Origin of the sequence: Glaciihabitans arcticus (assembly GCF_004310685.1) — a bacterium.
GTDB classification, from domain to species: Bacteria; Actinomycetota; Actinomycetes; order Actinomycetales; family Microbacteriaceae; genus Conyzicola; species Conyzicola arctica.
The window spans coordinates 1,754,422-1,776,779 of the sequence record NZ_SISG01000001.1; the positions used below are offsets into that span (position 1 = coordinate 1,754,422).

The window sequence follows — 22,358 nt, forward strand, 5'->3', positions numbered from 1 at the left end:
GTACCACTTTTCGGACAGTTGTCCGAGAAGTGTTCTGGTGCCCTGAATCCGGTGCCCCCACAGGGACTTGAACCCTGACTGTGCCGATTTTAAGTCGGCTGCCTCTGCCAATTGGGCTATAGGGGCGCGGCTCCATGGTAGCGGCGAGCTGTTAAACGCGGGATGCCACGGCTCGCGTGAGCCGTGGCATCCAGAATCGCGGAGATTACTTGGCGACGGCCTTCGCGCGCGTACGGGCGGGAGCCTTGACGACGGGCTCGGGCTCGACGGGTGCTGCCGGGCGCGGACGCGAGGCGTAGGTCTCGAAGGCGACGCGGGGGGTCTCGACGTCCTGCAGCGACGCGAAGTCACGGCCGAGGAAGAGGTTGAGCACCCAGTTGCCGATGACGCGGATCTTGCGCTCCCAGGTGGGCATGGCGAGACCGTGGTAGCCGCGGTGCATGACCCAGGCGGGGAAGCCGGTGATGCCCAGCTTTCCCTTCTGGAAGACTCCGACACCCAGACCGAGGCCGGCGACGGCTCCGGCGGGCTGGTGGAAGTACTTCTTGACGCCCTCGCCGCGCAGCGTGGCAACGATGTTCTTGGAGAGCAGCTTGCCCTGGCGAACGGCGTGCTGGGCGTTGGGCACGCAGAATCCGCCGACACCCTTGCCCGTGTCATCCGGAACAGCACTCACGTCGCCGGCGCCCCAGGCGTCTGCGACGATACCGTCATCGTTGATGACGCGGAGGTCGGACTGCACACGCAGGCGACCGCGCTCCTCGGTCGGGAGGTCGGTGTTGCGGAGGACCGGGTGGGCCATAACGCCGGCGGTCCAGACGATGAGGTCGGACTCGAAGGTCTCACCGGTGGACAGCTCGATCTTGCCGCCGACCGCTGAGGTCAGCTGGGTGTCGAGATGCACCTGGGCGCCGCGCTGGGCGAGGTTCTTGAGCACCCAGTGGCTGGTCTTGAGCGACACCTCGGGCATGATGCGTCCCATGGCCTCGATGAGGTGGAAGTGCGTGTCCTCGAACGAGATCTCGGGGTAGCGACGCACGAGGGCGCTCGCGAAGGAGCGCAGTTCGGCGAACGTCTCGATGCCGGCGAAGCCGCCGCCGATGACCACGAAGGTCAGCAGGCGGTCGCGCTCGGGGCCGGCGGGCAGCTGGGCTGCCTTGTCGAAGTTGGTGAGAACGCGGTCGCGCACGGCGACGGCCTCCTCGATGTTCTTCATGCCGATCGCCTCGTCGGCGACGCCCGGGATCGGGAACGTGCGCGAGACGGAACCGGCGGTCATCACGATGATGTCGTAGTCGAGGTCGTATGCCTCGCCCTCGGCGGGCGTGATGGTCGCCTTCTTCGAGGCGTGGTTGACGCCGGTGACGGCGGCGGTGATGACCTTGGTCTTGGTGAGGTGCGAGCGCAGGTGCACGACCGAGTGGCGCGGGTCGATGGATCCAGCCGCGATCTCGGGCAGGAACGGCTGGTAGGTCATGTACGGGCGCGGGTCGACGACAGTGACCTCGGCCTCTCCGCGACGCAGCTGCTTCTCGAGCTTCCAGGCGGTGTAGAAACCGGCGTAGCCGCCGCCGACAATCAGAATCTTGGGCACGGGGTCAAACTCTCCTAGAGCAGTGGCAGAAAATCAGGGGTGGACAAACCAAACCCCAATCTACTCCTTTCCGCGCGAGCCCCTTAATCGGCGGAACAGCCCACCGAGCACGAGGATCAGCCCCAGGCCGAACGCCGCGAACAGGGCGAGCGGAATGCCGATGTCGCGCAACTGGGCGACGGTGGGCAGCAACTCCCCCGACGGGTCGGTCGGGCCGCTCGCCTCGACCACCGGAGGGGCCGTCGACGACGGGGGTTCCGGAGTCCCGGTGGCGGTGGGCTGGGCCGGCGCGTCGGCGCGGCGGTAGATGCGGATCCATTCGGCCAGGTCGCCCATGGGGTTCGCCGCCACGGCGGGCACTTTCGCGGAGACGGCGGCCGAGGCATCCATCAGACCGAAGCCGTAGATCGGGTCTGCGCCCTTTTTGCCGGCGTCTTTCGCGGTCTTCACGATGCGGTTGATGACGCTCGCTGCATCCAGTTCGGGATGCGCCGCACGCACGAGTGCCACAACACCGGCGACGATCGGGGTTGCGCCGCTCGTGCCATCCCACAGCACGTAGCCCCCGCCGGGAACGGCCCCCACGAGCTGTTCGCTCGGGGCCGAGACCCCGATAGTGATGCCCTGCGATGAGGCGTCCCAGCTGGCGGCGCCGTTGCGGTCCACGCCGCCGACGGTGAGCACGCCCGGCATCGTCGCGGGTGCGCCGACCTGGGTGGTGCCGCTCCCCCGGTTGCCGGCCGCAGCGACCACAACGACGTCCTTCTCCATGGCGTAGAGGAACGCGTCATCCCAGCTCGTCGGCCAGTCGAGCGTGTTGCGCGTGAGAGACATGTTGATCACGTCAGCGCCGTTGTCGACCGCCCAGCGAACCGCTTTCGCGATCTGGTCGTCTGACGTGTTGTTCGTGCCGAAACCTATCGAGATAGCCAGAACGGATGCCGCGGGCGCAGCCCCGATGACACCCGAGGTTCCCTGCCCTCGCCCTGCCGCAAGGGCGGCCACCATCGTTCCGTGCGAGCTGCCGTCCGACCCGACGGGCGTCTGCCCGTTGGACGAGCCCTGGCTGGAGAAGTCCGCGCCGCCGACGACGGCACCCTTCAGGTCGGGATGGCTCCCGTCGACCCCCGTGTCGATGACCGCGATCGTGACCCCGGCACCCTTGGTCGTCTTCCACGCCTCGCGGATGCCGTACCCGCTCAGCCAGTACTCCCGGTCGCGGATCGAGTCCGCCTGAGCCGGTACTTCGCCCACGAGCACCAGAGCCGCCGCGACGAGCACGGCGAGCGCTAGGCGCACTGGCACACGTCCGGGCTCCAGGTGGAGCGTTCCAGCGCAAGGTCGCCGATAGGGTTCACGCCGGGGCCGGCGGCGAGGGCGTGTCCGGCGAGGGCGTGCAGGCACTTGATGCGGGTGGGCATGCCGCCCGCCGAGATGCCCGCGATCTCCTCGACCGCACCGAACGTCTCGCGGTCGGCCAGGTAGGCGAGGTGCGCAGCGAGGTAGGCGGATGCCACGGCCTCATCCTCGAGCAGTGGAGTCATCTCCGCCATCACTCCGTCTGCCTCGAGCACCGAGATCGCGGCGGTCGCCGCCGGATGGCACAGGTAGTACAGCGTGGGGAACGGTGTGCCGTCGGCGAGCCGGGGCTTCGTCGACACGACGGTCGGGTTGCCGCACACGCAGCGCGCGGCGATGCCGACGACGTCGCGGGCGGGGCGTCCGAGCTGGCGGGTGACGGTGTCGATGTCCGCCTGGGTGAACGGTTCGAACGGTGGGGTGGTCACTACTTGTCGCCCTGCTTCGGTGATTCGAGTTCTGCGGCCGTGGCATCGGTGAGGCCTGCGGTGAATAGGGAGGAGAGCATGGACTGCATCCAGTCGACGCGCGTGGTCTGGATCTCGTCGCTGATCGGCTGCCCGTCGTCGGTGGTGACCGTCGCACCGTCGTCGATGACGAGGTAGGTGAGGTCGCCCGGGTACACGTACACGAGGCGGTCGCGAGCCTGGGAGACGATGTAGGCGGGGTCGTCCCAGCGGGCTACGTCATCCTCAAGGTCTTTGACCGACTGCTCCTTCTCGTCGACGGCGGCGCGCAGTTCGGCGATCTGCTGCTGCTGTTCGATGAGGATGTGCAGGCTCGGTGCGAGCACGATGACGGCGAGCACGATCAGTGACAGCACGGTGAACGCGAATCCGGATAGCCGGATGTTGCGCAGCCAGTGCTCGGCCGGGCTCTCCATCTGCGGCAGCGCGACAGCGACCTTTGTGGGTCGCTGTCGCCTGCTCATAGATCGACCTTAAGCAGTGAAGCGTGGGAAAGCGCTGCGACCCGCGTAGACGGCGGCATCCCCGAGCTCTTCTTCGATGCGCAGCAGCTGGTTGTACTTGGCGACGCGCTCGCTGCGGGCAGGGGCACCGGTCTTGATCTGGCCGGTGTTGAGGGCGACGGCGAGGTCGGCGATCGTGGTGTCTTCGGTCTCACCGGAGCGGTGCGACATCACGGCCGTGTAGCCGTTGCGCTGCGCGAGGGATACCGCGTCGAGGGTCTCGGTGAGCGTGCCGATCTGGTTGACCTTGACGAGGATCGAGTTGGCGGTGCCGAGCTCGAGGCCCTTCGCGAGACGGGTCGGGTTGGTGACGAACAGGTCGTCGCCGACGATCTGGGTCTTGGTGCCGAGGGTGGACGTGAGTTCGGCCCAGCCCTCCCAGTCGTCCTCGTCCAGCGGGTCTTCGATGGTGACGAGCGGGTACGACGCGACGAGCTCGGCGTAGTAGGCGCTCATCTCGGCGGCGGACTTGGATCCGCCCTCGAAGGCGTAGGCGCCTTCCTTGAAGAACTCGGAGGCTGCGACGTCGAGGCCGAGCGCGATGTCCTTGCCGGGGGTGAAGCCGGCGGCGGTGATGGCCTCGACGAGGAGGTCGAGTGCGGCGCGGTTGGAGGAGAGGTTGGGAGCGAATCCGCCCTCGTCACCGAGGCCGGTGGAGAGGCCCTGGCCGTGCAGGATGGCCTTGAGCGCGTGGTACGTCTCGACGCCCCAGCGCAGTCCCTCGGAGAAGGTCTCGGCGCCGACGGGCAGGATCATGAACTCCTGGATGTCGACGTTGGAGTCGGCGTGCGATCCACCGTTGATGACGTTCAGCATCGGAACAGGCAGCACGTGGGCGTTGGCACCACCGACGTAGCGGTAGAGCGGCATGTCGGCGGAGTCGGCCGCGGCGCGGGCGACGGCGAGCGAGACGCCCAGGATGGCGTTGGCGCCCAGCTTCTTCTTGTTGTCGGTGCCGTCTATGGCGATGAGCTCGGCGTCGATGGCGCGCTGCTCGGCGGCGTCGAAGCCCTCGATGGCCGGTCCGAGCACGTCGATGACTGCGTCTACCGCCTTCTCGACACCCTTGCCGAGGTAGCGCTTCTTGTCGCCGTCGCGCAGCTCGTACGCCTCGAAGGCGCCGGTGGATGCACCGGAGGGAACTGCAGCGCGGGAGACCGTGCCGTCTTCGAGCAGGACCTCGACCTCAACGGTCGGGTTGCCACGGGAGTCAAGAATTTCGCGAGCGCCTACTGCCTCGATCAAAGCCACGGGGGTTCTCCTTCAAAGAATCTGGACGGGATGAGTGGTGGATTGTCCGCTACGAAGCTTACTCGCGCAGGCCCGCGCCCAGCTCCCGGCTCGTCACCCAGCTTCGCAACGAGTCGTTGAACAGTTGGGGATCCTCGATGTTCCACTGGTGGTGCAGCCCGGGCGCGGTGACCCCGCCGAGAGTAAGTCGCGACGCATCCGAGATCGAGCGTGCGTCCTTCTCGCCCGCGACCGCGAGGTAGGGCACGGCCAACGCGCCGACGTCGGTGCCCGCGCTGACCTCGGCGTAGATCGCGCGCGCCGTGTCGGCCGAGATGCCGAGCCCCGTCTCGATGAACAGTTCCACGCTGTCGGCGGGCAGCCCGTATGCCTTCGCAAGCGCAGCCCAGAACCAGCGCCTCGGCCACAGCGCGAACATGACCGGTGCCGCGAGGCTGCGGGCAGGCGTGACGCTGGCGCTGGCCAGAAACAGATCGATACATGCTGCGGGATGCCGCAGCGCAAGGTGAATCGCCACACTCGAGCCCAGCGACAGTCCGACAACGTGCGCACGTCCCTGCTTCGCGCGCTCGCGGATCAACTCCGCGACGGCGTCAGCGGCCCCCGCCATCCCGGGCCAGGGTTGGTCGTTGCTTCCGCCGAATCCGGGCAGGTCGGGCACCAGTACGTGGTAGTCGTCGAATGCGGGTACCTGCGCTCCCCACATCCACCCCGCGACATTGCCGCCGTGCAGGAAGATGATCGTCTCCGCATTCTCGGTGCCGGATTCCTCGTACTTCACAGGATCTCCATCGCGTTCGCGATGATGCGGTCGAGCTGGGCCACGAGGGCAGGTTCGTCGACGCCGCGCTCGAGGCCGTTCTGGTGCTGTTCGAGGCCGGTCCAGGCAACGTCGAACAGCGTCTCCCCCGCGGCGGTCAGGGTGACGCGGTTGGTGCGGCCGTCGGTCGCCTCGACGGCGAGCAGCCCGTCGCGGGTGAGCTGTGCGACCCGCTGCGTGACGGAGGCTCGGGAAACGTCGAGGTTCTGCGCGATGGCCTGCTGCGAGGTCGGGCCGAGCACCCGCACCATCAGAAGCACGAGCATCGGTGCATAGCGGATGCCGTGTTCGCGCTGGAGATACTCGTCGGCTAAACGGTCAATGAGCAGAGTAGCGCGGTGGAGCTTGAAGGCGGTGGTCTGGGTGAGCTCGATCATATTGTTAAGTACTTAACAATACTGGGCGGCCCGTGTCAAGGGGTCGGGCCTCGCTTCACTCGGCGTTGGCGGCCGCCGTGATCCCCTCGAGGGCTTCGAGCATAAGACTGTCGCCGATCATCTGCACGGTACCGTCGGGGTTGACCCCGCCGGCGCGCTCGATGCGGCCCGCGCGCCAGATGAAGACGTCGGCGCTGAGCGTGCCTCCGGGGTTGTCGTCGGCGTTGGCCTGGTTCGCGACCATCGTTGCGAGGGCGCCGGCCGCCGCAATGCTGGCCATGTCCACGAGCGGGAGAGCAAAGATCAGGTGACGGTTCGGAACCCCGAACAGAACGCCGTGCGGGGCGTCCTGCAGGTGCTCGGAGATGAGCTGGGGCATCCCGAGCACCTTGGATGCGATGAAGAGCGAGTCGCCGACGATCATGGAGATCGGGCCGGACTGCTGCACATCGTCGACCTGCTCCCCCATCGTGTTCTGCATGCCGGTGGCGAAGAGATCGTCGATGTTGCGATCCGCGAGCTGGTCGTCGTTCAGCCAGGCGACGTGGGTCGGGAAGTCGACGCAGAGCAGGGCGACGAGGTCGGACGCGACACGGATCGAATACTTCGCGCTGATCTGGTCGATCACGTCGCGCGGCACGATGCGGGTGCGCACCATGCGGGAGAGATCTTCATCGCTGAGCGATGCGATGTCGGGCTGGTTCGCCGCTTCGACCATCGAGTCGACGTGCTGCATGACCAGGTTGATGGTCTCGTCTTCGTTGGCCTGCGCCGTGCGCACGAACAGGTTGTACAGCGGGTAGCGGGCGCCGGCCGCGGTGATCAGCACGGTGTCGATACCTGCGGTGTCGGGGTCGACCTCGACGGGAACACCGAGCACTCCGAATCGCAGCTGCGCGAGCAGCGTGACGTTCTCGATCGGATCGATGATCGAGTCGATTTCCGCCGTCTTGGCGCGCTTGCTGAACAGTCCCATGATTCCCCCCGGATCACCGGCCAACCCTGGCCGTTACTCAAAACACTAGTCGAGGCTGCGGAACTCCAACGACTCCACGGTCGAGTCGGCGCGCACCTGCGCGAGGCTTGTGTATCCGTCGGCGGCGAGTTGGGCGAGCAGCGGCCCCATGTTGCGGGGTTTGCGCTCCAGTCGCACCCGCTTGCCCTGAGCGATCAGCGCGGTCTTGAGCGACAGCAGGTGCGCGGTGGGCGCGGCGTCCTCGAAAACGAGCGCCACGGCATCCTCGACCGAAGACGACTGGAGCGTCACCAACTCGACCAGGCGCTCGAATCCGAGCGAGAAGCCGACGGCCGGCACGTCGCGGCCGAGGAAGCGGCCGATCATGCCGTCGTAGCGTCCGCCGCCGGCGATCGAGTAGCCGAGCGACGGGTGCACGACCTCGAAGATGGTGCCCGTGTAGTAGCCCATGCCGCGCACGAGGAACGGGTCGAAGGTGAGCAGCGCGCGCGTCGCCTCGTCCACCGTGTCGGCGAGGGCCGCGAGCTCGAGCACGGCCGCCTCGTCCACCCCCTCAGGGAGGCCCTTGCGGATCGATCGCTCACCGAACGGGGTGAACTCCATCGTCTGCGGGCGGCGGAAGAACGCCTCGAGTGCGTCGACTGCGAATGCCGGGAATGCCCGGTCGCGCAGCTCGGTGATCACGCCGTCGTGGCCGACCTTGTCGAGCTTGTCGACGGTGATCAACACGGCCGCGTGCTCCGAGGCGGGGAAACCGAGCACGGTGAGCATGCTGGTGAGGAGCCGGCGATCATTGATGCGGATGCTCGCGCCATCGATGCCGAGCGCGCTGAGCGTCGCGACGGTGGCGACCATAAGCTCCGCCTCGGCGAGCGCGCCCTTCTCGCCGATGATGTCGATGTCACACTGCACGAACTGGCGGTAGCGCCCCTTCTGCGGGCGCTCGGCGCGCCAGACCGGGGCGAGCTGGATCGCGCGGAACACGGTCGGCAGCTCGGCCTGGTGCGACGCGTAGAAGCGCGCGAGCGGCACGGTCAGGTCGAAGCGCAGTCCGAGGTCGGTGAGGTCGAGCGCCTGCGTTGCGGCGGCGAAGTCGTCGGTTGTGAGGCCGCGCTTGAGCACACCGTAGGCGAGCTTCTCGTTGTCACCGCCGAGGCCGGCGTGCAGGCGCGAGCTCTCTTCCATGACCGGCGTCTCGATCTCGCTGAACCCGTGCGCCTGGTACACCGAGCGGATCACGGCGAGCATGTTCTCGCGCTTCGCCTTTTCGGCGGGCAGGAAGTCGCGCATTCCGCGCGGAGGATTCACAACAGTGGCCATATCTCAATTCTCTCGCATGAGGCGCAATCCGTTTCGCGGCGCACTCCGAACCCCTTGTGCTCCACATAGTTCTGACTGGCGGCAGCTCCGGAGATGGGCCGGAGGGCCGCCAGTCGGTTTTTAATCCGTGGGCAGGCCGATCACGCCCGCATCGGCGGCCGTGAGAGCCTCGTGCGACCGGATCTCCCCCTGCAGTTCCCGCAGCGTGGTGCGCAGCGCCCGCTCGGCGTCGAGTCCGTTGGCCTTCGCCGAGGAGACTATGGCCAGCAGGAGGCCGCCCAGCTCGTCTTCGTCCGCTACCGGTATCGCCGCGACATCCGCTTCATCGGCAGAAATCAGGCCGGCCTTGACCGCACGGCCGAGCACCTTGTCGGCGAGCGCCAGTGAGGGCATGCCCTGAGGGATGCCGTCGAGCACACTGGTGCGCCCCGGCTTCTCGATCTTCTTGCGCTCCTCCCACACCTCGACCACGTCGGCTGCGGTGTCCGCGGTCGCATCGCCGAATATGTGAGGATGCCGCCCCACCATCTTCTGCGTCATGTGTGTGGCGACGTCCTCGAGTGTGAAGCGGCCGGCCTCGCGGGCGATGTCCGCGTGGAACAGCACCTGGTACAGCACGTCGCCCAGCTCTTCGACGAGTTCGGCGTCGCTGCCCGACTCGATGGCATCGACCAGCTCGTGCGTCTCCTCGATCAGGTACTGCACGAGCGACGCGTGGGTCTGCTCGCGATCCCAGGGGCACCCACCGGGGGCGCGCAGCAGTTCGAGCGTGGTGATCAGTTCGTCGAGCTGGGGGTGGGTGGCCATGTGCCCAGCTTAAAGACGAATGGCGTGCGGCCGAAGCCACACGCCATTCGAGGGGGAAGACTAGACGGCGGCCGAGTCGGCGCCCTGGTACTTCGCCGAGCCGAAGCCGAGGATGAAGTAACCGACGATGCTGAACAGCCACAGCGCGACAATGCCGAACGCGGTCGACTTGCCGAATGCCTTGGCGAGGTCGATCGAGACGAGAAGCGAGGCGATCAGGTTGGCGATCGGGATGAAGAACAGGATCGTCCACCAGCCGGGCTTGCCGGCGATCTTGACGAGCGTGTACACGTTCAGGATCGGGATGATCGCGTACCAGCCCGGCTTGCCGGCCTTCGAGAAGACGCGCCACAGGGCGATGATGACGAGAACGGCGAAGATCAGGCCGGGGATCGCTGCGGCCGGGTTGCCCTCGGTGGAGGCGGAGTATTCAAATGACGCTGTTGCGAGAGAAAGCATGGGTGTTCCTTTGATTGGTGGGTGGGGAGGGTCGAACGTTGGTGCGGCGAGCTACAGGATGTAGGCGCCGATCAGCTTGTTGAACTTCGTGATGTCGAAGAAGGCGATGAACTGGAACTTGACGGTGCCCAGTCCGGCAAACCAGAGAGTCATCTCGGTGTCGAGGTCGAAAACTGCAGCTGTCTCGACGGAGAACGCCTGGATCTTCGAGTACGCGAGGCTCGTGTAGTCCTTCTTCTTGCCGGTGATGCCCTGCACGTTCACGGCGATGACGCGCTTGTTGGTGAAGACGACGCGGTCGCGCACGGTTCGGAACGACGCGAAGACCGTCTCCCCATCGATGAGCATCGGCTCGACCAGCTTGAGGCCGTCTTCCGGGCTCATCTCTGCGAGCTTGAGGAATTCGGCGTTGGTGAAGTCGATCATGTTCGTGAAATCTCTCGGGCAGAAGTCGGGTGAGGTCTCCAGAGTAGGGGTCAGCATCCTCCCAGCGGGGGTGTGCTGTGCCCCCAGTTCGTGGGAGCCCGCTAGCGTTGCACCATGACGGTTATCGACGAATCCGCGGTCGTGTGGTCGGCCCCCGAGCGCGAGCGAGCCGGTCGCCCGCTGCTCGTGCTGCTGCACGGTTACGGCTCGCACGAGGGCGACCTGTTCGGCCTCTCCCCGCACCTTCCCCTCTCCCCCGTCATCGCTTCGCTGCGCGCCCCCAACGTGGAGGGTCCGGGCTACTCATGGTTCCCGCTGGCCGGTGTCTCGTCCCCTTCTGAGCGACTGGATGCCGCGAACTCAGCTGCTTTGGCTGTGCTCGAGTGGCTCGGCACAACCCAGTCCACGTCCGTGGGTCTCCTCGGTTTCTCGCAGGGTGGGGCGCTCGCCCTGCAGCTCCTCCGCCTCGCCCCGGAACGTTTCGACTACGTTGTGCAGCTCTCCGGCTTCGCGCTCGAGGGCACCCAGCCGGGTGACGCAGTTCTTGCTACCTCTCGCCCCCCGGTCTTCTGGGGCCGCGGCACAGCGGACCAGGTCATCGCCGGCGCGTTCATCGAACAGACGGACGCCTGGCTTCCTGGGCACTCGACCCTGACCGAGCGCATCTACGAGGATCTGCCGCACGGCATCTCGCAGCCGGAGTTGTCGGACGTGAACGCCTTCATCCAGCAGCACCTTCCCGGCAGGAGGGACTCATGACGTACGGACCAGCCGAATCCCCAGAGCCGACGCGCAACCCGCTCGCTCTCGTTTCCTTTGTGCTCGGGGCCGTGGCGGTTCTGATCGCCGTGGTGTTCGTGTTCATTCAGGCGGTGGTCCTCGGCCAGGGCACTCTCCTGAGCATTGGGATGGTGAGTGCGGTGCACGGGGTCGTCTCCGGCGTGCTCGGCGTCGGGGCGATCGCGACGGGCGCCATCGCCCTCATCGGACCGAAGCCGCGCAAGCCGCTCGCCGCGGCCGGCGTCGCCCTGGGTGCCGTTGAGGTGTTCAACGTCATCCTCGGCCTGCTGACCGGTCTGATCTACTCGCTCGCAGGCTGATGGACGAGTACGTTCCGTTCGCTCTCGCCGACGAGGAGCGCAGCGCCCAGTTCATCGCCGCCGCCCGTCGTCGCGAGCGTCGTCGGATCTGGCGCAACGTGCGGATCGCCCTCGGGCTGGGGCTGGTGGCGTTCCTCGCGCTGTTCCCGCTGGGCGTGCTGCCGGTGCCGCAGCTGCCGGGATGGGTGCTGGCGCTGGGTGAACCCTCGGCTCCGGCGTCCACCGACGCTCCCGTTTCGCCCGTTGCTCCGGATGTCCCCGCCGACGCCCTCGCCGCGACGGTCGACTATGTGCACGACGGTGACACCCTCTTCCTGTTCGTCGACGGCGCGAAGGTGAAGGTGCGCCTGATCGGTATGGATACCCCGGAGATCGGTGACAACGCCGAGTGCTTCGGCAATGAGGCCACGGCCTACCTGCGCGGACTGCTCCCGGTGGGCAGCAAGGTGTCGATCATGTCCGACATCGAGAAGCGCGACCAGTACGACCGCTCCCTGTTCTATCTGTGGGCGGATGACGGCACCTTCGTCAACCTCTCCCTCCTTGAGTCGGGCGCTGGGGAGTTCGTGGTGTACGAGCCCAACGTGAGGTACTCCGCCGAATTCGCGGCGGCGGAGCTGACGGCGCGGGATGCTGGGCTGGGGCTTTGGGGTGCTTGCGGGTAACGGAAATCCCGGGAGGAACACTCCGGCACACTTGCAGGGCGTTCCTGCTATGGCGAGGTTCCAACCGCAAACCCCGTGCGATTAAGTAGCTTTGACCAGCGCAGACCTATTCATCAGTCGCGACGATCTTCGCGAGGTCGTCGAAGTCGGGAAGTATGGCGAGGGTGCCCCTGGCTGCCGCGCGATACGCGCCAGCCTTTTGATCGTCGTTCAGGAGAACGGACTCATTCTTGGCCAGCTTCTCAGCCTCCTCGTCCAGTACGAGCATCTCTACACCGACCCCGATTGCGTAGCGAGCTTTCATTTCGTCGATCGTGACACCACCCACACTCTGCGCGCGTGCATTCAAATAGGACACGAGCGGGCCGTAGGTCGAGTTGAGGATCAAACACTGAACTTCAGTCGAGCCCAGCTTGAGCAGATCCGCAAAGTCTGGATTCGTGTTCGCCACCGACTGCGCCTCGACCAGTTCGAGCTGCCCAACGGTTTGAGCGGTCCACTCGTTTCGATTCTCGATCGTGTCCCAGAGCAGAACAACATTGCTGCCTTGGCCGACACCGTCTTTCCCGGGGTTCCCTGTCGGTTTTGCACCGGCCCCTGCGCCCTTTCCAGGCAGCTCCGTCACGAGCTGAATAACGCACGTGTGTTCCAGATTCGCGCCGAGCCCTCCTGAGGCCTTAGTCCAGTTCTTGATCGAGAAGGTGATCGCAAACTCCGCGGGTTCGAAACCATCGGGCACGCCGATTCCGACCCGGAAGTACCCATTGTGGGCAAGACCTATCGCGATCGACTCGTTCAATTCGAAGGGAATGTTGTCGTCCGCCGAAACTTCGATCTCACCGCGACCAGAGTTGAAGAACTCGTCGAGTGCATCAACAGTGAAGGAAACGAACCGTGTTTCGCCAATGACCAAATTGAGCGTCGACGGACCAGCAATCAGCGTTGGGTCGACGTTGAGCTTCAAGACTTTGCGTTTTCCCCCACTGGAACCACCAGAGTTCGTACCACCACCTCCAGCACCACCTGCTGCTACTCCCGCAGCAGCGCTAGCACCAAAGCCGCGGACGGCAAACGCTCGACGTATCTTGTCCGAAACACCGCGAGTGTTTGATTTCGTAGCCGATCGGATTTGCTTTTCGACTGCGAGCCGATTCTCATCTCGAAGAGAGTCCCACTCATCTACGAAGCTGAGAACCTGCGATTCCAGTCGGAGGGCAAACTCCGACTTCACAGTTTCCGCTCTGTCGGCGGTGAACAGGGAAGTGCGCGCCGCGATAGGAAGAGCGTCCAAGTTGACTTCGACGAGTACACGCTGGTCTAGTTTCTTCAGCTTGGTTCGCTGCCGAAACTCGGCCGGTGTCCAGTGATTCTGAACTTGACCGTTTGACGTGAACAACACGGCGTGGTTGTAAGCAACAAAACTTGCCCGCTTACCCTTTTCATTTGGCTCATTGAAAAGGGTGTAGCCGATGTCTAGAAGGAAAGTCTTTCCTTCCCATATGAACGGCATTGTCGCGCTCTCTCGCGTGAAATCGTAGTCCGTGTTGTCGAGCCTTGATTCGAGTCCTCGAATAACAGTGGATCGCTCGGCCCCACGGGCGAGGTAATTCCTCCAACGCACGGGAAAGACGGGTCGAACCAGTCGGGTGTTGATAATCGTGTCGAAGCTTCGCGCGTCTCCCTCCCGCTGGCGGTGAAGATGTTTGGTCTTGTACGAGATCAAAGCGAGGTGGGTGCCGGGCTCGAAAGCCGGAGCCTCGGAGGCCGAGCAGGACCATGGGTTTGCGATATCGCCCGGCTCATCCCATTCCGCGTCAACCAAGTAATAGGCACTCTCGACTTTGGTGAGCCTCCGCCACTCAACGACGGCTACAGAAATGCGATCCTCTTCGCCGACAACGAGTAGTTCCGGGGCCTTTCTCGTGACGAGGACGACATAATCCGCATTTCTATACGTAAGTTCTCCTCCGAGCCCGAAAGCTCCTTGAAGGTACGCGGCATCCTCCTTATAGGAACCTCCCAGCCCGAAAATTGTCTTTGGGATCTGCGAATTGGAGATACCGGTGCCCTTGTCCCGAAACACCGCAGTAAATTTCAGGGTCTTGTCTGTAGGCGGGTCCGATTCATGAAAGGTCACTTGTGCGAGATCGGCAAGATCAGCGTCTGACTTATCACCGAGAAGTTCAGCGGCAGCGTCGCGCGGATTTCGCAGGGCAGCAGCAGCGCCCTCTCGCGAGCCATACTTTGCTAGTGCAGCTCGATCAACCACAGCATCTTGCATATTGGTGATGGTTTCGACCAGCTTGAGGTCGTAGTCCGCGGCGGAAGCCAAGGTGCCGTAGTTGTTTGGTCGATCTCCGAGAGGTCGAATGTATTCTCCTCCGATGCTCAATGCGATGAGAGCTTGAAGATCCGACGCTTCTTCGGGGGTAGTGGCCGCGACTGCTGCCTTGACAATTTCTGCGCTGAACTTTGTCATCTCAAGAAACTCCGTTTTCGTCGTGAACTCTGGCAATGAGCAAATCGGCAATGACCTCGGCGGCGGCTCTCATCTCTTGACTTCGAGCGTTCGGCGTCGCACGACCCGGCGAGACGAAACCGCTTTGAATCCAAAGGTCGGCCGAAGGGCTAAAGTCCAAGTCGCTAAGGAAGCCGCTGAAAGCGCCGCCGATCGCCAATGCGTCCACCCCCGTGGCTTCACAAGCTGCCCAAAAAGATGCAGCAACAACCCGAAGCGTAGTGGAGCTCAAGAGAATGCTCCGCGATCTAGTCTCCTCGAGTTCCTCCGCAGTAACCCCTGGCCGCAGTTCTGGCCGCGCCGAGAGAAGAGCATCAAAGAACACAGATCCACGAGTTCGAATTTGGTCTTCATCGAAGCGCGCCGAATCTTTGACGCGGCCCGATCCGCCTACAAAGAGACGCTTGAGCGCGTCATGCAGCGCCGCAAGCGTGAAGAGATTACCGTCGCCAGGCTGAGTCCGAGAGCCTTCCCTATCGACGCGACCTTCGAGCAGTGGATGATTGTCAGCGAGCTCGGCTGCCACGCGAGCAAACGGGTCGCGCGTGTCGTACGACACGTTCAATGCTTTCGAAACCTTCCTGGCAGTGTTATTCATGTCAGAAAACATCTGGCGTCTCTTCGCCAGGTCGTGCTCAACGTAGATGAGGAGCGCAGTTGACTGAGAACCGAGGTCTTGCACGGCATCTATGGCAAGTCGAATACCCTCACGCCGGTGCTGCCCGTCAATGCTCCGGAGTCTTGCATTAAGCGGAAGCCTGAGTAGACCAATGTTTGATCCCTTCTCGACCTCCGTGAAACTTCCCTCGAGATCGACCGCGTAGGTGATGGCCCCGAGCGCATATTCGGTTGGGTTGGACGTTATGTACTGCGCAATTTGGCGCGCATGGCCAGCGTCAAGCGCTCGCTGAGACCGGTCGTCAGCAGGTTCCATGTCGATCGGAAAGAAGTTATTCAACACAGCGTTCGATGGAAGCGTCAGGTACAAAGTTCGCGAGCCCTGTTGACCGCGAAGCGCTGGAAGCGAAAGACCTGTCGTCTGAAAAATACTGGATGAATCTGTCATAACTATAATTTATACATACCTTATTCGACCGTCAAGCTTCACGGCAGATAATTTATAAATGTTCTCGCGCCGAGATCAATTGGGTCGCTGCGCTGACATGTCCTCCCGTGCCCGTACTCTTGATTCACATGAAGGCCACGACTATCCGAGTTCTCGATCTGTTCGCGGGCGCGGGCGGGTTGACGGCGGGATTCAGGGAATCTTCAACCCGCTTTGAGACCGTTCGCGCGGTAGAGATGGACCTCGCCGCCGCTGCTTCTTACGAGGCAACGTTTGGCACAGATCTCACATACGCTGGCCCAATCGAAAAGTGGCTCGATGAGGAGAGCGTTCCCACCGCGGTGGACATCGTCGTAGGCGGCCCCCCATGCCAGGGCTTCTCTACCCTCGGTAAGCAGAATGAGGAGGACTCCCGAAATTCTCTGTGGGTGCAGTATGCAACCACCATCGTGCGAACGCAGCCTAAGTACTTTGTCGTCGAAAACGTCGCTGCGTTCGCCAAGTCGCGCCAGTTCAAAGATTTCCAGGACGCGGTCAAACCAGACGGTGCGTTGGCGGATTACGATTTCGACTTCCAGGTACTAAACGCAGCTGACTTCGGAGCGTTCCAATCTCGGAAACGAGCTGTGCTTATTGGGCACCACCGAGACCTTGCCGCACCAGGCTTCCCTGAAGCAAGCCACAGTGTCTTGTCGCACAGGACAGTTCGAGAAGCCTTCGACGGAATCGACTGGCAAACCGGAAGCAACGAACTACCCCCAGACAGAACCACGACGCTGGGTGGCAGAACTTTCGCTGGAAGCTTCACGCGCGATGAGCTTCACCTTGGTAGAGATTACGCCAGCATTTCCCAGAAACGATTCGCGGCCATTCCCATCGGTGGAAATCGATTCGATCTGCCCGAGCAATTGAAGGCGGACTGCTGGAAAAAACATACATCGGGGTCCGGCGATGTAATGGGTCGCCTTCACTGGGATAAGCCGTCCGTGACCATTAGGACTGAGTTCTTCAAACCAGAAAAGGGACGATACTTGCACCCTGAAGCCATGCGCGCGATCACTCACTACGAAGCCGCAATCCTGCAGGGGTTCCCTCCGTCACATAAGTTCGTCGGTTCGAAGACGGCGATCGCAAAGCAGATAGGCAACGCTGTTCCCATCCCGCTAGGGACTGCGATTGCGAATCGTCTACTAGCCCAGTTTTGATATCTCGCCACAACCAGTTATTTGTGGCCGATCGCTGTCAGCCGCCCCTGCCACACTTGCGCAGTGACTGACACCCGATGCGCTGCCCTTGAGATCCTGCGCACCCTCGTGGGGCGCGAGGATGCGGACTTCCACGAGGGGCAGTTCGAGGCCATCGAGACGCTCGTCGACGGCCGCCGGCGCGCGCTCGTTGTGCAGCGCACCGGGTGGGGCAAGTCGGCGGTGTACTTCGTCGCGACCCTGCTGCTGCGGCGACAGGGGCGCGGCCCGACCGTACTCGTGTCGCCACTGCTTGCGCTCATGCGGGACCAGATCGCCGCGGCATCCCGAGCCGGAGTGCGGGCCGTCGCCATCAATTCGACCAACCCGCACGAGTGGGCCGATGTGCAGGCAGCACTCGCGCGCGACGAGGTCGACGTGTTGCTGGTCTCGCCCGAGAGACTGAATAACCCGAGCTTTCGCGAGAACCAGCTGCCCGCACTCATCAACCGCATCGGCATGCTCGTCGTCGACGAGGCGCACTGCATCAGCGACTGGGGGCACGACTTCCGTCCCGACTATCGGCGGCTGCGCGACCTCATTTCTCACATGCCGGTGGATGTCCCGGTGCTGGCCACCACCGCAACCGCCAACGAACGCGTGGTTGCTGATGTTGCGGAGCAGCTCGGCAGTCTCGATACGGCCGCGGGCGGCCTACTCGACCAGCCAGTTGTCACCATTCGGGGGCCTCTTGCTCGCGCGTCGCTGCGGCTCGGTGTGCTGCGACTGCCCGACTCGAAGACCCGCCTCGGCTGGCTGCTCAGCCACCTCGCCGACCTGCCCGGCAGCGGCATCATCTACACGCTGACTGTGAGCGCCGCCGAAGATACCGCGCGCCTCCTCAGAGACGCAGGCCACAACGTGCGCGCCTACACCGGCCAAACCGACCCCGCCGAGCGGGAGGAATCCGAGGGGCTCCTCAAAGCGAACCAGGTCAAGGCGCTCATCGCGACGAGCGCGCTCGGCATGGGCTTCGACAAGCCCGACCTCGGCTTCGTGCTGCACCTGGGCGCGCCGTCGTCCCCCGTCGCCTACTACCAGCAGGTCGGTCGCGCCGGCCGCGCCACCGAGAACGCCGACGTGCTGCTGCTGCCCGGCCCCGAAGATGAAGCCATCTGGACGTACTTCGCCACCTCATCCATGCCGTCCGAGGAGCGCGCCAGCTCAGTGATCAAGGCGCTCTCCGACACCCCGCTGTCGACCCCCGCGCTCGAGGCGATCGTCAACATCCGCCGCACCCCGCTCGAGCTGCTGCTCAAGGTGCTCGACGTCGACGGCGCCGTGCAGCGCGTGCAGGGCGGCTGGATCGCCACCGTCCGACCGTGGACCTACGACGCCGAGCGATACGAGCGCATCGCCGCCGAACGCATCGCCGAACAGCAGCACATGCTCGACTACGAGACCACCGACCGCTGCCGCATGGAGTACCTGCAGCGCTCCCTCGACGACGACACGGCAACCCCGTGCGGACGCTGCGACAACTGCGCCGGGGTCTGGTTCCCGAGCGACATCGCGTCGGACGCGGCTGAGAGCGCAGCGTCATCCCTCGACCGCGTGGGAGTGCCGATCGAACCGCGCGCCCAGTGGCCCACCGGAGCCGATCGACTCGGCGTGCCGGTCAAGGGCCGCATCAGCGTCGACGAGCGGTACGACGAAGGCCGCGCGCTCGCCCGGCTCACCGACCTCGGCTGGGGCAACACCCTGCGCACCCTGTTCGCGCCGAATACTCCGGATGCCCCGGCCTCCCCGGCCCTCATCGCCGCATGTGTGCGCGTGCTCGCCGACTGGCCGTGGGCCGCCCGCCCGGTCGCGGTGGTGGCGATGCCCTCGCGCTCGCACCCGTTACTCGTGGAATCGGTCGCGCGCGGGCTCGCGGAGGCCGGGCGGCTCGACTACCCCGGATCCCTCTCGCTCGTGGAAGGCGGCCCCGAGGGCGAGCCGGGCGGCAACAGTGCGTACCGGCTGAGCTCGGTCTGGGGCAGGTTCTCGTCGGAGCTCGACCTGCCGAGCGGTCCCATCCTCCTGGTCGATGACCTCGTCGACTCCCGCTGGACCCTCACCGTCGCCGCCCGCGAGCTCCGCCGCGCTGGGGCAAACAGCGTTCTCCCATTCGCGCTCGCGCTGCGCGGGTAGCGTGGAACCCATGACCGACGTCGCCGCCAACCACCTGCACGCCGAGCTGGTCGACCGACCGCAGCGGGGCATCATGCGCCTGCGCTTCTGGGTGCTCGCGATCCTGGGTGCGATGTTCCAGCACGAGGGCCCGGCGGTGTTCGACCTGGTCGTGCGCCGCAACGACACCGGGCGCGAGATCATGCGCACCCCGGCCGACGTGATGGACCCGCAGCATCTGCTCGACACCGTCGAAGACGACCTGGAGACCAAGACGGTGGCCGAGTTCCTCGCCGAGTGGCGCGTGATCGAGTAGTGCTCTCCCCCACCAACCCGTCCACACCGTGGGTGCTGGCCGTTGTACTGCTCGGTCTGCTCGTGCTGCTGGTGGTGCGCGCCATCCGCAAAGACAAGCGCGAGTACCGCCGCTTCAAACGCATGCGCGCCACCAAACCGCGGCAGCGCCAGTTCCGCCGCTGGGTGACCCAGTCGTTCCTCCTGTTCGGCATCTCATCACTGGTCGTGCTCGCTTTGGCGGGCCAGTTCATCCCGCTGCTACTGGATGACGTCAACCAGTGGAACTGGGTCGCGTCGGCCAGAGCCGCGTTCGAGGCCGGCGGAGCGCTCTCGATCGGCATCCTCGTCGCCGTGATCGTGCTCGTCGTCGGTGGGGCCGTGGGTGGAATCATCGCCGCTCGCAACGAGGAGGACATCCCCTCGCTCGGTGACGTGCAGGCGCTGCTCCCGCGCAACCGCGCCGAGTTGCGCTGGGGCGCCGCGCTCTCCCTCAACGCAGGGCTCGTCGAGGAGCTGCTGTTCCGGCTGGCTCTCCCCGCGGCGATCTTCGGGATCACCGGCAGCGCCCTCGCCGCGATCGTGGTCAGCCTCGTGATCTTCGGGCTCCTGCACGTCTACCAGGGCGTCGCCGGCATCGTCGGATCGCTCATCATCGGCACGATCCTCATGGTCATCTACCTGGCCAGCGGCAGCATCTGGATAGCGATTGTCGCCCACGCGCTCGTCGACCTGCGCTCGCTCGTGCTGATCCCGGTGGTGCTGTTCAAGGTACACAAGGTTCGGTGATCGATTTCTGGTTGATTGAGTAGGCCGCCCGCGGCCGTATCGAAATCAGGCGGCCTTCACCACAGGCGTCTTCGGCATCGCCACCGCGGCGAGCAGCGTGAGCACCGCGGCAACCCCCACCGCCACGAACACGGCGACCGACGCTGAGGTCACGGCCGCGGCATCCGGAGCCGACGACGACCCGCCGGCCGCCAGGAAGATCGAGTTCGCGATGGCGCCGAAGATGGCGACACCGATCGCCGACCCGACGGAACGGGCGAACATGTTGGTGCCGGTGGCGACGCCGCGCTCGTTCCACTCCACGCTGGACTGGGCGGCGATGAGGGACGGGGTGGCGACGAGGCCCATGCCCAGTCCCATCACGAAGCAGCTGACGGCAACGATGATGATGGATGGCATGCTGGCGGTCGCGGCCAGGATCGCGGCCCCGACGATCACGAACACCATGCCCACGAGTGCCGTGTTTCGGAAGCCGATGCGGAGGTAGAAGCGCCCCGAGAAGGTGGCGGCGATCGGCCAGCCGATGGTCAGCGCGGCTAGGGCCAGGCCGGAGAGCAGGGGCGAGGCGCCGGTCGCGCCCTCGAGGTAGGTGGGCACGTACGAGGTGAGGCCGATGAGCACGGCGCCTGTGCCGAACGCGATGAGCGAGGTCGTGAGGAGGAGAGGTCGCGCGAACACCCACAACGGCAGCACGGGTTCGGCGGCGCGGCGCTCGGCCAGCACGAAAGCAACGAGCAGGGTGGCCCCGGCGGCGAAGATGATGAGGGATTGCGGCGAGTTCCACGCCCACGCCTGCCCGCCCTCGAGCACACCGAGGATCAGCAACGTCAGACTCGCCGTCAGGAGCGTTGCGCCGAGGTAGTCGACCTTGTGGTCGCGGCGCTCGATCTTCTCGTGGAAGGAGCGCACGAGCATCCAGCCCGCAATGATGCAGAGGGGGATGTTGACGAAGAAGATCCAGCGCCAGGTCAGGTACTCGCTGAACACGCCGCCCAGCGTCGGGCCGACGACCGAGGAGATCGCCCACACGCTCGCGAGGTAGCCCTGCGTCTTGGCACGTTCGGCGACCGTGTAGATGTCGCCCGCGATGGTGATCGACATCGGCTGCACCGCGCCGGCGCCGAGACCCTGCACCGCGCGGAAGGCGATCAGGGCGGGCATGCTCCACGCGAGGCCGCAAAGCAGCGAGCCGAGCAGGAACAGGCCGACACCGATGAGGATGATCGGCTTTCGTCCCACGATGTCGCTGAGTTTCGCGTACACCGGGACGCTCACGGCCTGCGCCAGGAGGTACACCGAGAAGAGCCACGGGAAGGCGGCGAAACCGCCCAGGTCTTCCACGATGCTGGGCACCGCGGTCGCGAGGATCGTCGCGTCGATGGCCACGAGGCCCGTGCTGAGCATCAGGGCGATCAGGATTGGGCCGCGCTCTGAGCGGAAGCCGACGTCGAGGGTAGTCACTGGTTAAGCAAGCTGGGCGGAGGTTCGGACATTCCCGCTATTCGTCAGTTTCGTCGTAGAGGTGCAATCCGCCCTTCGGCACCGTGAAGCCGACGCGGGCGGCCGTCTGGTCGACTCGCTTCTTCTGAAGCTCCGCGCGCTCGCGAACGAACTCGCCCACCTCCGCGGTCGCCCACCGACCCTCGGGCGTGCCCGCGTCAAAGCCGAGGTTCTCGATCTCGAGGTAACGGGAGATCTCGAGATTCAGGTTCCAGATGTCGGCGTGCGGTGTCGTCGAGTCGCTCCACTCGTCCACGTAGCGAGTCAGCTTCATCACGTTCTCTGGGTCAGCGACGTGCTGCCGCGCGCCGGTCGGAAGCATCTCGGTGAGGAGGAAGCCCGCGAGCAGTCCGAGCGAGAGTCCGATCAGGCCGAGGAGGATATAGGTGCCGGCCTCGCGAGCGTCCCAGGCGAGGAACCCGAGGCCGAGCGTCAGCCCGGCCGTGGACAGCACGATCGTCGCGAGATAGATCAGGGTCGTGAGCGCGGCGTAGTTCTTCTGTCCATTCGAGTCGTGCCAGCGGGCGATTGCGTCATCGATCGAGTCGGCGGCCGGATCCACGACGTACCAGTCCCACTCCCCGTGCTTCTGTCCGCGAAAGACGCCATAAGGCTTGAGAGGTTGGGGCATGGGTTCATCGTAGGGGTTTCTGGGCTTTAGGCTCCTCTCCTCCACAGTTGCTATCGCCACGACTTGTCCACAGATTATGC

23 protein-coding genes and 1 tRNA gene are annotated in these 22,358 nt (G+C 64.8%); 7 read left to right on the forward strand and 17 right to left on the reverse strand.

The window, feature by feature from the left end; translation table 11 throughout:
• Nucleotides 1–52: 52 nt before the first annotated feature.
• The 13 genes from EYE40_RS08470 to EYE40_RS08530 form a co-directional block, all read right to left on the reverse strand.
• Nucleotides 53–126, reverse strand: a tRNA-Leu gene (locus EYE40_RS08470).
• 79 nt (nucleotides 127–205) lie between these two features.
• Nucleotides 206–1,594: an NAD(P)/FAD-dependent oxidoreductase gene (locus EYE40_RS08475; protein WP_130981536.1), complete on the reverse strand. Its 1,389-nt coding sequence runs from the start codon at nucleotides 1,592–1,594 to the stop codon at nucleotides 206–208.
• A gap of 60 nt (nucleotides 1,595–1,654) precedes the next feature.
• Entirely contained in the window at nucleotides 1,655–2,893 is a 1,239-nt protein-coding gene (locus EYE40_RS08480) for a S8 family serine peptidase (protein WP_240034767.1), read from the reverse strand.
• On the reverse strand, nucleotides 2,884–3,381 hold the full coding sequence (locus tag EYE40_RS08485; RefSeq protein WP_130981537.1) for a DUF501 domain-containing protein: 498 nt from the start codon (nucleotides 3,379–3,381) through the stop codon (nucleotides 2,884–2,886). The genes EYE40_RS08480 and EYE40_RS08485 overlap by 10 nt, the downstream gene beginning before the upstream one ends.
• Nucleotides 3,381–3,884 carry an FtsB family cell division protein gene (locus EYE40_RS08490; protein ID WP_130981538.1) on the reverse strand — a complete coding sequence of 168 codons (504 nt, stop codon included), beginning with the start codon at nucleotides 3,882–3,884 and terminating at the stop codon, nucleotides 3,381–3,383. The genes EYE40_RS08485 and EYE40_RS08490 overlap by 1 nt, the downstream gene beginning before the upstream one ends.
• Nucleotides 3,885–3,893: 9 nt before the next feature.
• Nucleotides 3,894–5,174: a phosphopyruvate hydratase gene (eno, locus tag EYE40_RS08495; RefSeq protein ID WP_130981539.1), complete on the reverse strand. Its 1,281-nt coding sequence runs from the start codon at nucleotides 5,172–5,174 to the stop codon at nucleotides 3,894–3,896.
• A 58-nt stretch (nucleotides 5,175–5,232) separates the two neighbouring features.
• Nucleotides 5,233–5,955, reverse strand: coding sequence for an alpha/beta fold hydrolase (locus EYE40_RS08500; RefSeq protein ID WP_240034768.1), 723 nt, complete (start codon nucleotides 5,953–5,955; stop codon nucleotides 5,233–5,235).
• Nucleotides 5,952–6,371 carry a MarR family winged helix-turn-helix transcriptional regulator gene (locus EYE40_RS08505; RefSeq protein ID WP_130981540.1) on the reverse strand — a complete coding sequence of 140 codons (420 nt, stop codon included), beginning with the start codon at nucleotides 6,369–6,371 and terminating at the stop codon, nucleotides 5,952–5,954. The genes EYE40_RS08500 and EYE40_RS08505 overlap by 4 nt, the downstream gene beginning before the upstream one ends.
• A 55-nt stretch (nucleotides 6,372–6,426) precedes the next feature.
• Nucleotides 6,427–7,347, reverse strand: a complete 921-nt coding sequence (locus EYE40_RS08510) for a hypothetical protein (protein WP_130981541.1) — start codon at nucleotides 7,345–7,347, stop codon at nucleotides 6,427–6,429.
• 45 nt (nucleotides 7,348–7,392) lie between these two features.
• The gene (gene hisS / locus EYE40_RS08515) at nucleotides 7,393–8,667 is read right to left on the reverse strand and encodes a histidine--tRNA ligase (RefSeq protein WP_130981542.1); all 1,275 of its coding nucleotides are present in this window, start codon (nucleotides 8,665–8,667) and stop codon (nucleotides 7,393–7,395) included.
• Between the two features lie 120 nt (nucleotides 8,668–8,787).
• Nucleotides 8,788–9,474, reverse strand: coding sequence for a nucleoside triphosphate pyrophosphohydrolase (gene mazG, locus EYE40_RS08520; protein WP_130981543.1), 687 nt, complete (start codon nucleotides 9,472–9,474; stop codon nucleotides 8,788–8,790).
• Between the two features lie 60 nt (nucleotides 9,475–9,534).
• Nucleotides 9,535–9,933 carry a DUF5684 domain-containing protein gene (locus EYE40_RS08525; RefSeq protein ID WP_204742229.1) on the reverse strand — a complete coding sequence of 133 codons (399 nt, stop codon included), beginning with the start codon at nucleotides 9,931–9,933 and terminating at the stop codon, nucleotides 9,535–9,537.
• 51 nt (nucleotides 9,934–9,984) lie between these two features.
• Entirely contained in the window at nucleotides 9,985–10,416 is a 432-nt protein-coding gene (locus tag EYE40_RS08530) for a PH domain-containing protein (protein WP_240034769.1), read from the reverse strand.
• A 57-nt stretch (nucleotides 10,417–10,473) separates the two neighbouring features.
• Between EYE40_RS08530 and EYE40_RS08535 the strand changes: the two genes are divergently transcribed.
• The 3 genes from EYE40_RS08535 to EYE40_RS08545 are packed head-to-tail and all read left to right on the forward strand — an operon-like array spanning nucleotide 10,474 to nucleotide 12,124.
• Nucleotides 10,474–11,118, forward strand: a complete 645-nt coding sequence (locus tag EYE40_RS08535) for an alpha/beta hydrolase (RefSeq protein WP_130981544.1) — start codon at nucleotides 10,474–10,476, stop codon at nucleotides 11,116–11,118.
• Nucleotides 11,115–11,459: a hypothetical protein gene (locus EYE40_RS08540; protein ID WP_130981545.1), complete on the forward strand. Its 345-nt coding sequence runs from the start codon at nucleotides 11,115–11,117 to the stop codon at nucleotides 11,457–11,459. The genes EYE40_RS08535 and EYE40_RS08540 overlap by 4 nt, the downstream gene beginning before the upstream one ends.
• Nucleotides 11,459–12,124, forward strand: a complete 666-nt coding sequence (locus EYE40_RS08545; RefSeq protein ID WP_130981546.1) for a thermonuclease family protein — start codon at nucleotides 11,459–11,461, stop codon at nucleotides 12,122–12,124. Before EYE40_RS08540 ends, EYE40_RS08545 begins: the two co-directional genes overlap by 1 nt.
• A gap of 106 nt (nucleotides 12,125–12,230) precedes the next feature.
• Here the strand turns inward: EYE40_RS08545 and EYE40_RS08550 are convergent, their stop codons facing one another.
• Together EYE40_RS08550 and EYE40_RS08555 are read right to left on the reverse strand one after the other, a co-directional pair.
• Nucleotides 12,231–14,603, reverse strand: a complete 2,373-nt coding sequence (locus tag EYE40_RS08550; RefSeq protein ID WP_130981547.1) for a hypothetical protein — start codon at nucleotides 14,601–14,603, stop codon at nucleotides 12,231–12,233.
• A gap of 1 nt (nucleotide 14,604) precedes the next feature.
• Nucleotides 14,605–15,708, reverse strand: a complete 1,104-nt coding sequence (locus EYE40_RS08555; protein ID WP_130981548.1) for a DNA sulfur modification protein DndB — start codon at nucleotides 15,706–15,708, stop codon at nucleotides 14,605–14,607.
• A gap of 128 nt (nucleotides 15,709–15,836) precedes the next feature.
• On the opposite strand from EYE40_RS08555, the gene EYE40_RS08560 reads away from it, so the two are divergent.
• The 4 genes from EYE40_RS08560 (at nucleotide 15,837) to EYE40_RS08575 (ending at nucleotide 20,147) form a co-directional block, all read left to right on the forward strand.
• Complete coding sequence (locus EYE40_RS08560) at nucleotides 15,837–16,913, forward strand: DNA cytosine methyltransferase (RefSeq protein WP_130981549.1); 1,077 nt, start codon at nucleotides 15,837–15,839, stop codon at nucleotides 16,911–16,913.
• Between the two features lie 63 nt (nucleotides 16,914–16,976).
• The gene (locus tag EYE40_RS08565) at nucleotides 16,977–19,085 is read left to right on the forward strand and encodes a RecQ family ATP-dependent DNA helicase (protein ID WP_130981550.1); all 2,109 of its coding nucleotides are present in this window, start codon (nucleotides 16,977–16,979) and stop codon (nucleotides 19,083–19,085) included.
• A gap of 10 nt (nucleotides 19,086–19,095) precedes the next feature.
• Nucleotides 19,096–19,380, forward strand: coding sequence for a hypothetical protein (locus tag EYE40_RS08570; RefSeq protein ID WP_130981551.1), 285 nt, complete (start codon nucleotides 19,096–19,098; stop codon nucleotides 19,378–19,380).
• Complete coding sequence (locus tag EYE40_RS08575) at nucleotides 19,380–20,147, forward strand: CPBP family intramembrane glutamic endopeptidase (RefSeq protein ID WP_130981552.1); 768 nt, start codon at nucleotides 19,380–19,382, stop codon at nucleotides 20,145–20,147. Before EYE40_RS08570 ends, EYE40_RS08575 begins: the two co-directional genes overlap by 1 nt.
• Before the next feature lie 45 nt (nucleotides 20,148–20,192).
• Here EYE40_RS08575 and EYE40_RS08580 read toward each other — a convergent pair whose 3' ends face one another.
• Both EYE40_RS08580 and EYE40_RS08585 read right to left on the reverse strand, forming a co-directional pair.
• Nucleotides 20,193–21,551: an MFS transporter gene (locus EYE40_RS08580; RefSeq protein ID WP_130982858.1), complete on the reverse strand. Its 1,359-nt coding sequence runs from the start codon at nucleotides 21,549–21,551 to the stop codon at nucleotides 20,193–20,195.
• Nucleotides 21,552–21,645: 94 nt separating this feature from the next.
• Entirely contained in the window at nucleotides 21,646–22,278 is a 633-nt protein-coding gene (locus EYE40_RS08585; protein WP_130981553.1) for a hypothetical protein, read from the reverse strand.
• Nucleotides 22,279–22,358 lie beyond the last annotated feature (80 nt).

Excerpts from the sequence above, each read along its gene's own strand:
- EYE40_RS08540 (WP_130981545.1), top strand. The coding sequence starts at position 11,115 with ATGACGTACGGACCAGCCGAATCCCCAGAGCCGACGCGCAACCCGCTC.
- EYE40_RS08535 (WP_130981544.1), top strand. The coding sequence starts at position 10,474 with ATGACGGTTATCGACGAATCCGCGGTCGTGTGGTCGGCCCCCGAGCGC.
- EYE40_RS08490 (WP_130981538.1), bottom strand. The coding sequence starts at position 3,884 with ATGAGCAGGCGACAGCGACCCACAAAGGTCGCTGTCGCGCTGCCGCAG.
- mazG (WP_130981543.1), bottom strand. The coding sequence starts at position 9,474 with ATGGCCACCCACCCCCAGCTCGACGAACTGATCACCACGCTCGAACTG.
- EYE40_RS08530 (WP_240034769.1), bottom strand. The coding sequence starts at position 10,416 with ATGCTGACCCCTACTCTGGAGACCTCACCCGACTTCTGCCCGAGAGAT.
- EYE40_RS08505 (WP_130981540.1), bottom strand. The coding sequence starts at position 6,371 with ATGATCGAGCTCACCCAGACCACCGCCTTCAAGCTCCACCGCGCTACT.
- EYE40_RS08555 (WP_130981548.1), bottom strand. The coding sequence starts at position 15,708 with ATGACAGATTCATCCAGTATTTTTCAGACGACAGGTCTTTCGCTTCCA.
- hisS (WP_130981542.1), bottom strand. The coding sequence starts at position 8,667 with ATGGCCACTGTTGTGAATCCTCCGCGCGGAATGCGCGACTTCCTGCCC.
- EYE40_RS08510 (WP_130981541.1), bottom strand. The coding sequence starts at position 7,347 with ATGGGACTGTTCAGCAAGCGCGCCAAGACGGCGGAAATCGACTCGATC.
- EYE40_RS08580 (WP_130982858.1), bottom strand. The coding sequence starts at position 21,551 with ATGCTCAGCACGGGCCTCGTGGCCATCGACGCGACGATCCTCGCGACC.
- EYE40_RS08570 (WP_130981551.1), top strand. The coding sequence starts at position 19,096 with ATGACCGACGTCGCCGCCAACCACCTGCACGCCGAGCTGGTCGACCGA.
- EYE40_RS08560 (WP_130981549.1), top strand. The coding sequence starts at position 15,837 with ATGAAGGCCACGACTATCCGAGTTCTCGATCTGTTCGCGGGCGCGGGC.
- EYE40_RS08525 (WP_204742229.1), bottom strand. The coding sequence starts at position 9,933 with ATGCTTTCTCTCGCAACAGCGTCATTTGAATACTCCGCCTCCACCGAG.
- EYE40_RS08585 (WP_130981553.1), bottom strand. The coding sequence starts at position 22,278 with ATGCCCCAACCTCTCAAGCCTTATGGCGTCTTTCGCGGACAGAAGCAC.
- EYE40_RS08550 (WP_130981547.1), bottom strand. The coding sequence starts at position 14,603 with ATGACAAAGTTCAGCGCAGAAATTGTCAAGGCAGCAGTCGCGGCCACT.
- EYE40_RS08545 (WP_130981546.1), top strand. The coding sequence starts at position 11,459 with ATGGACGAGTACGTTCCGTTCGCTCTCGCCGACGAGGAGCGCAGCGCC.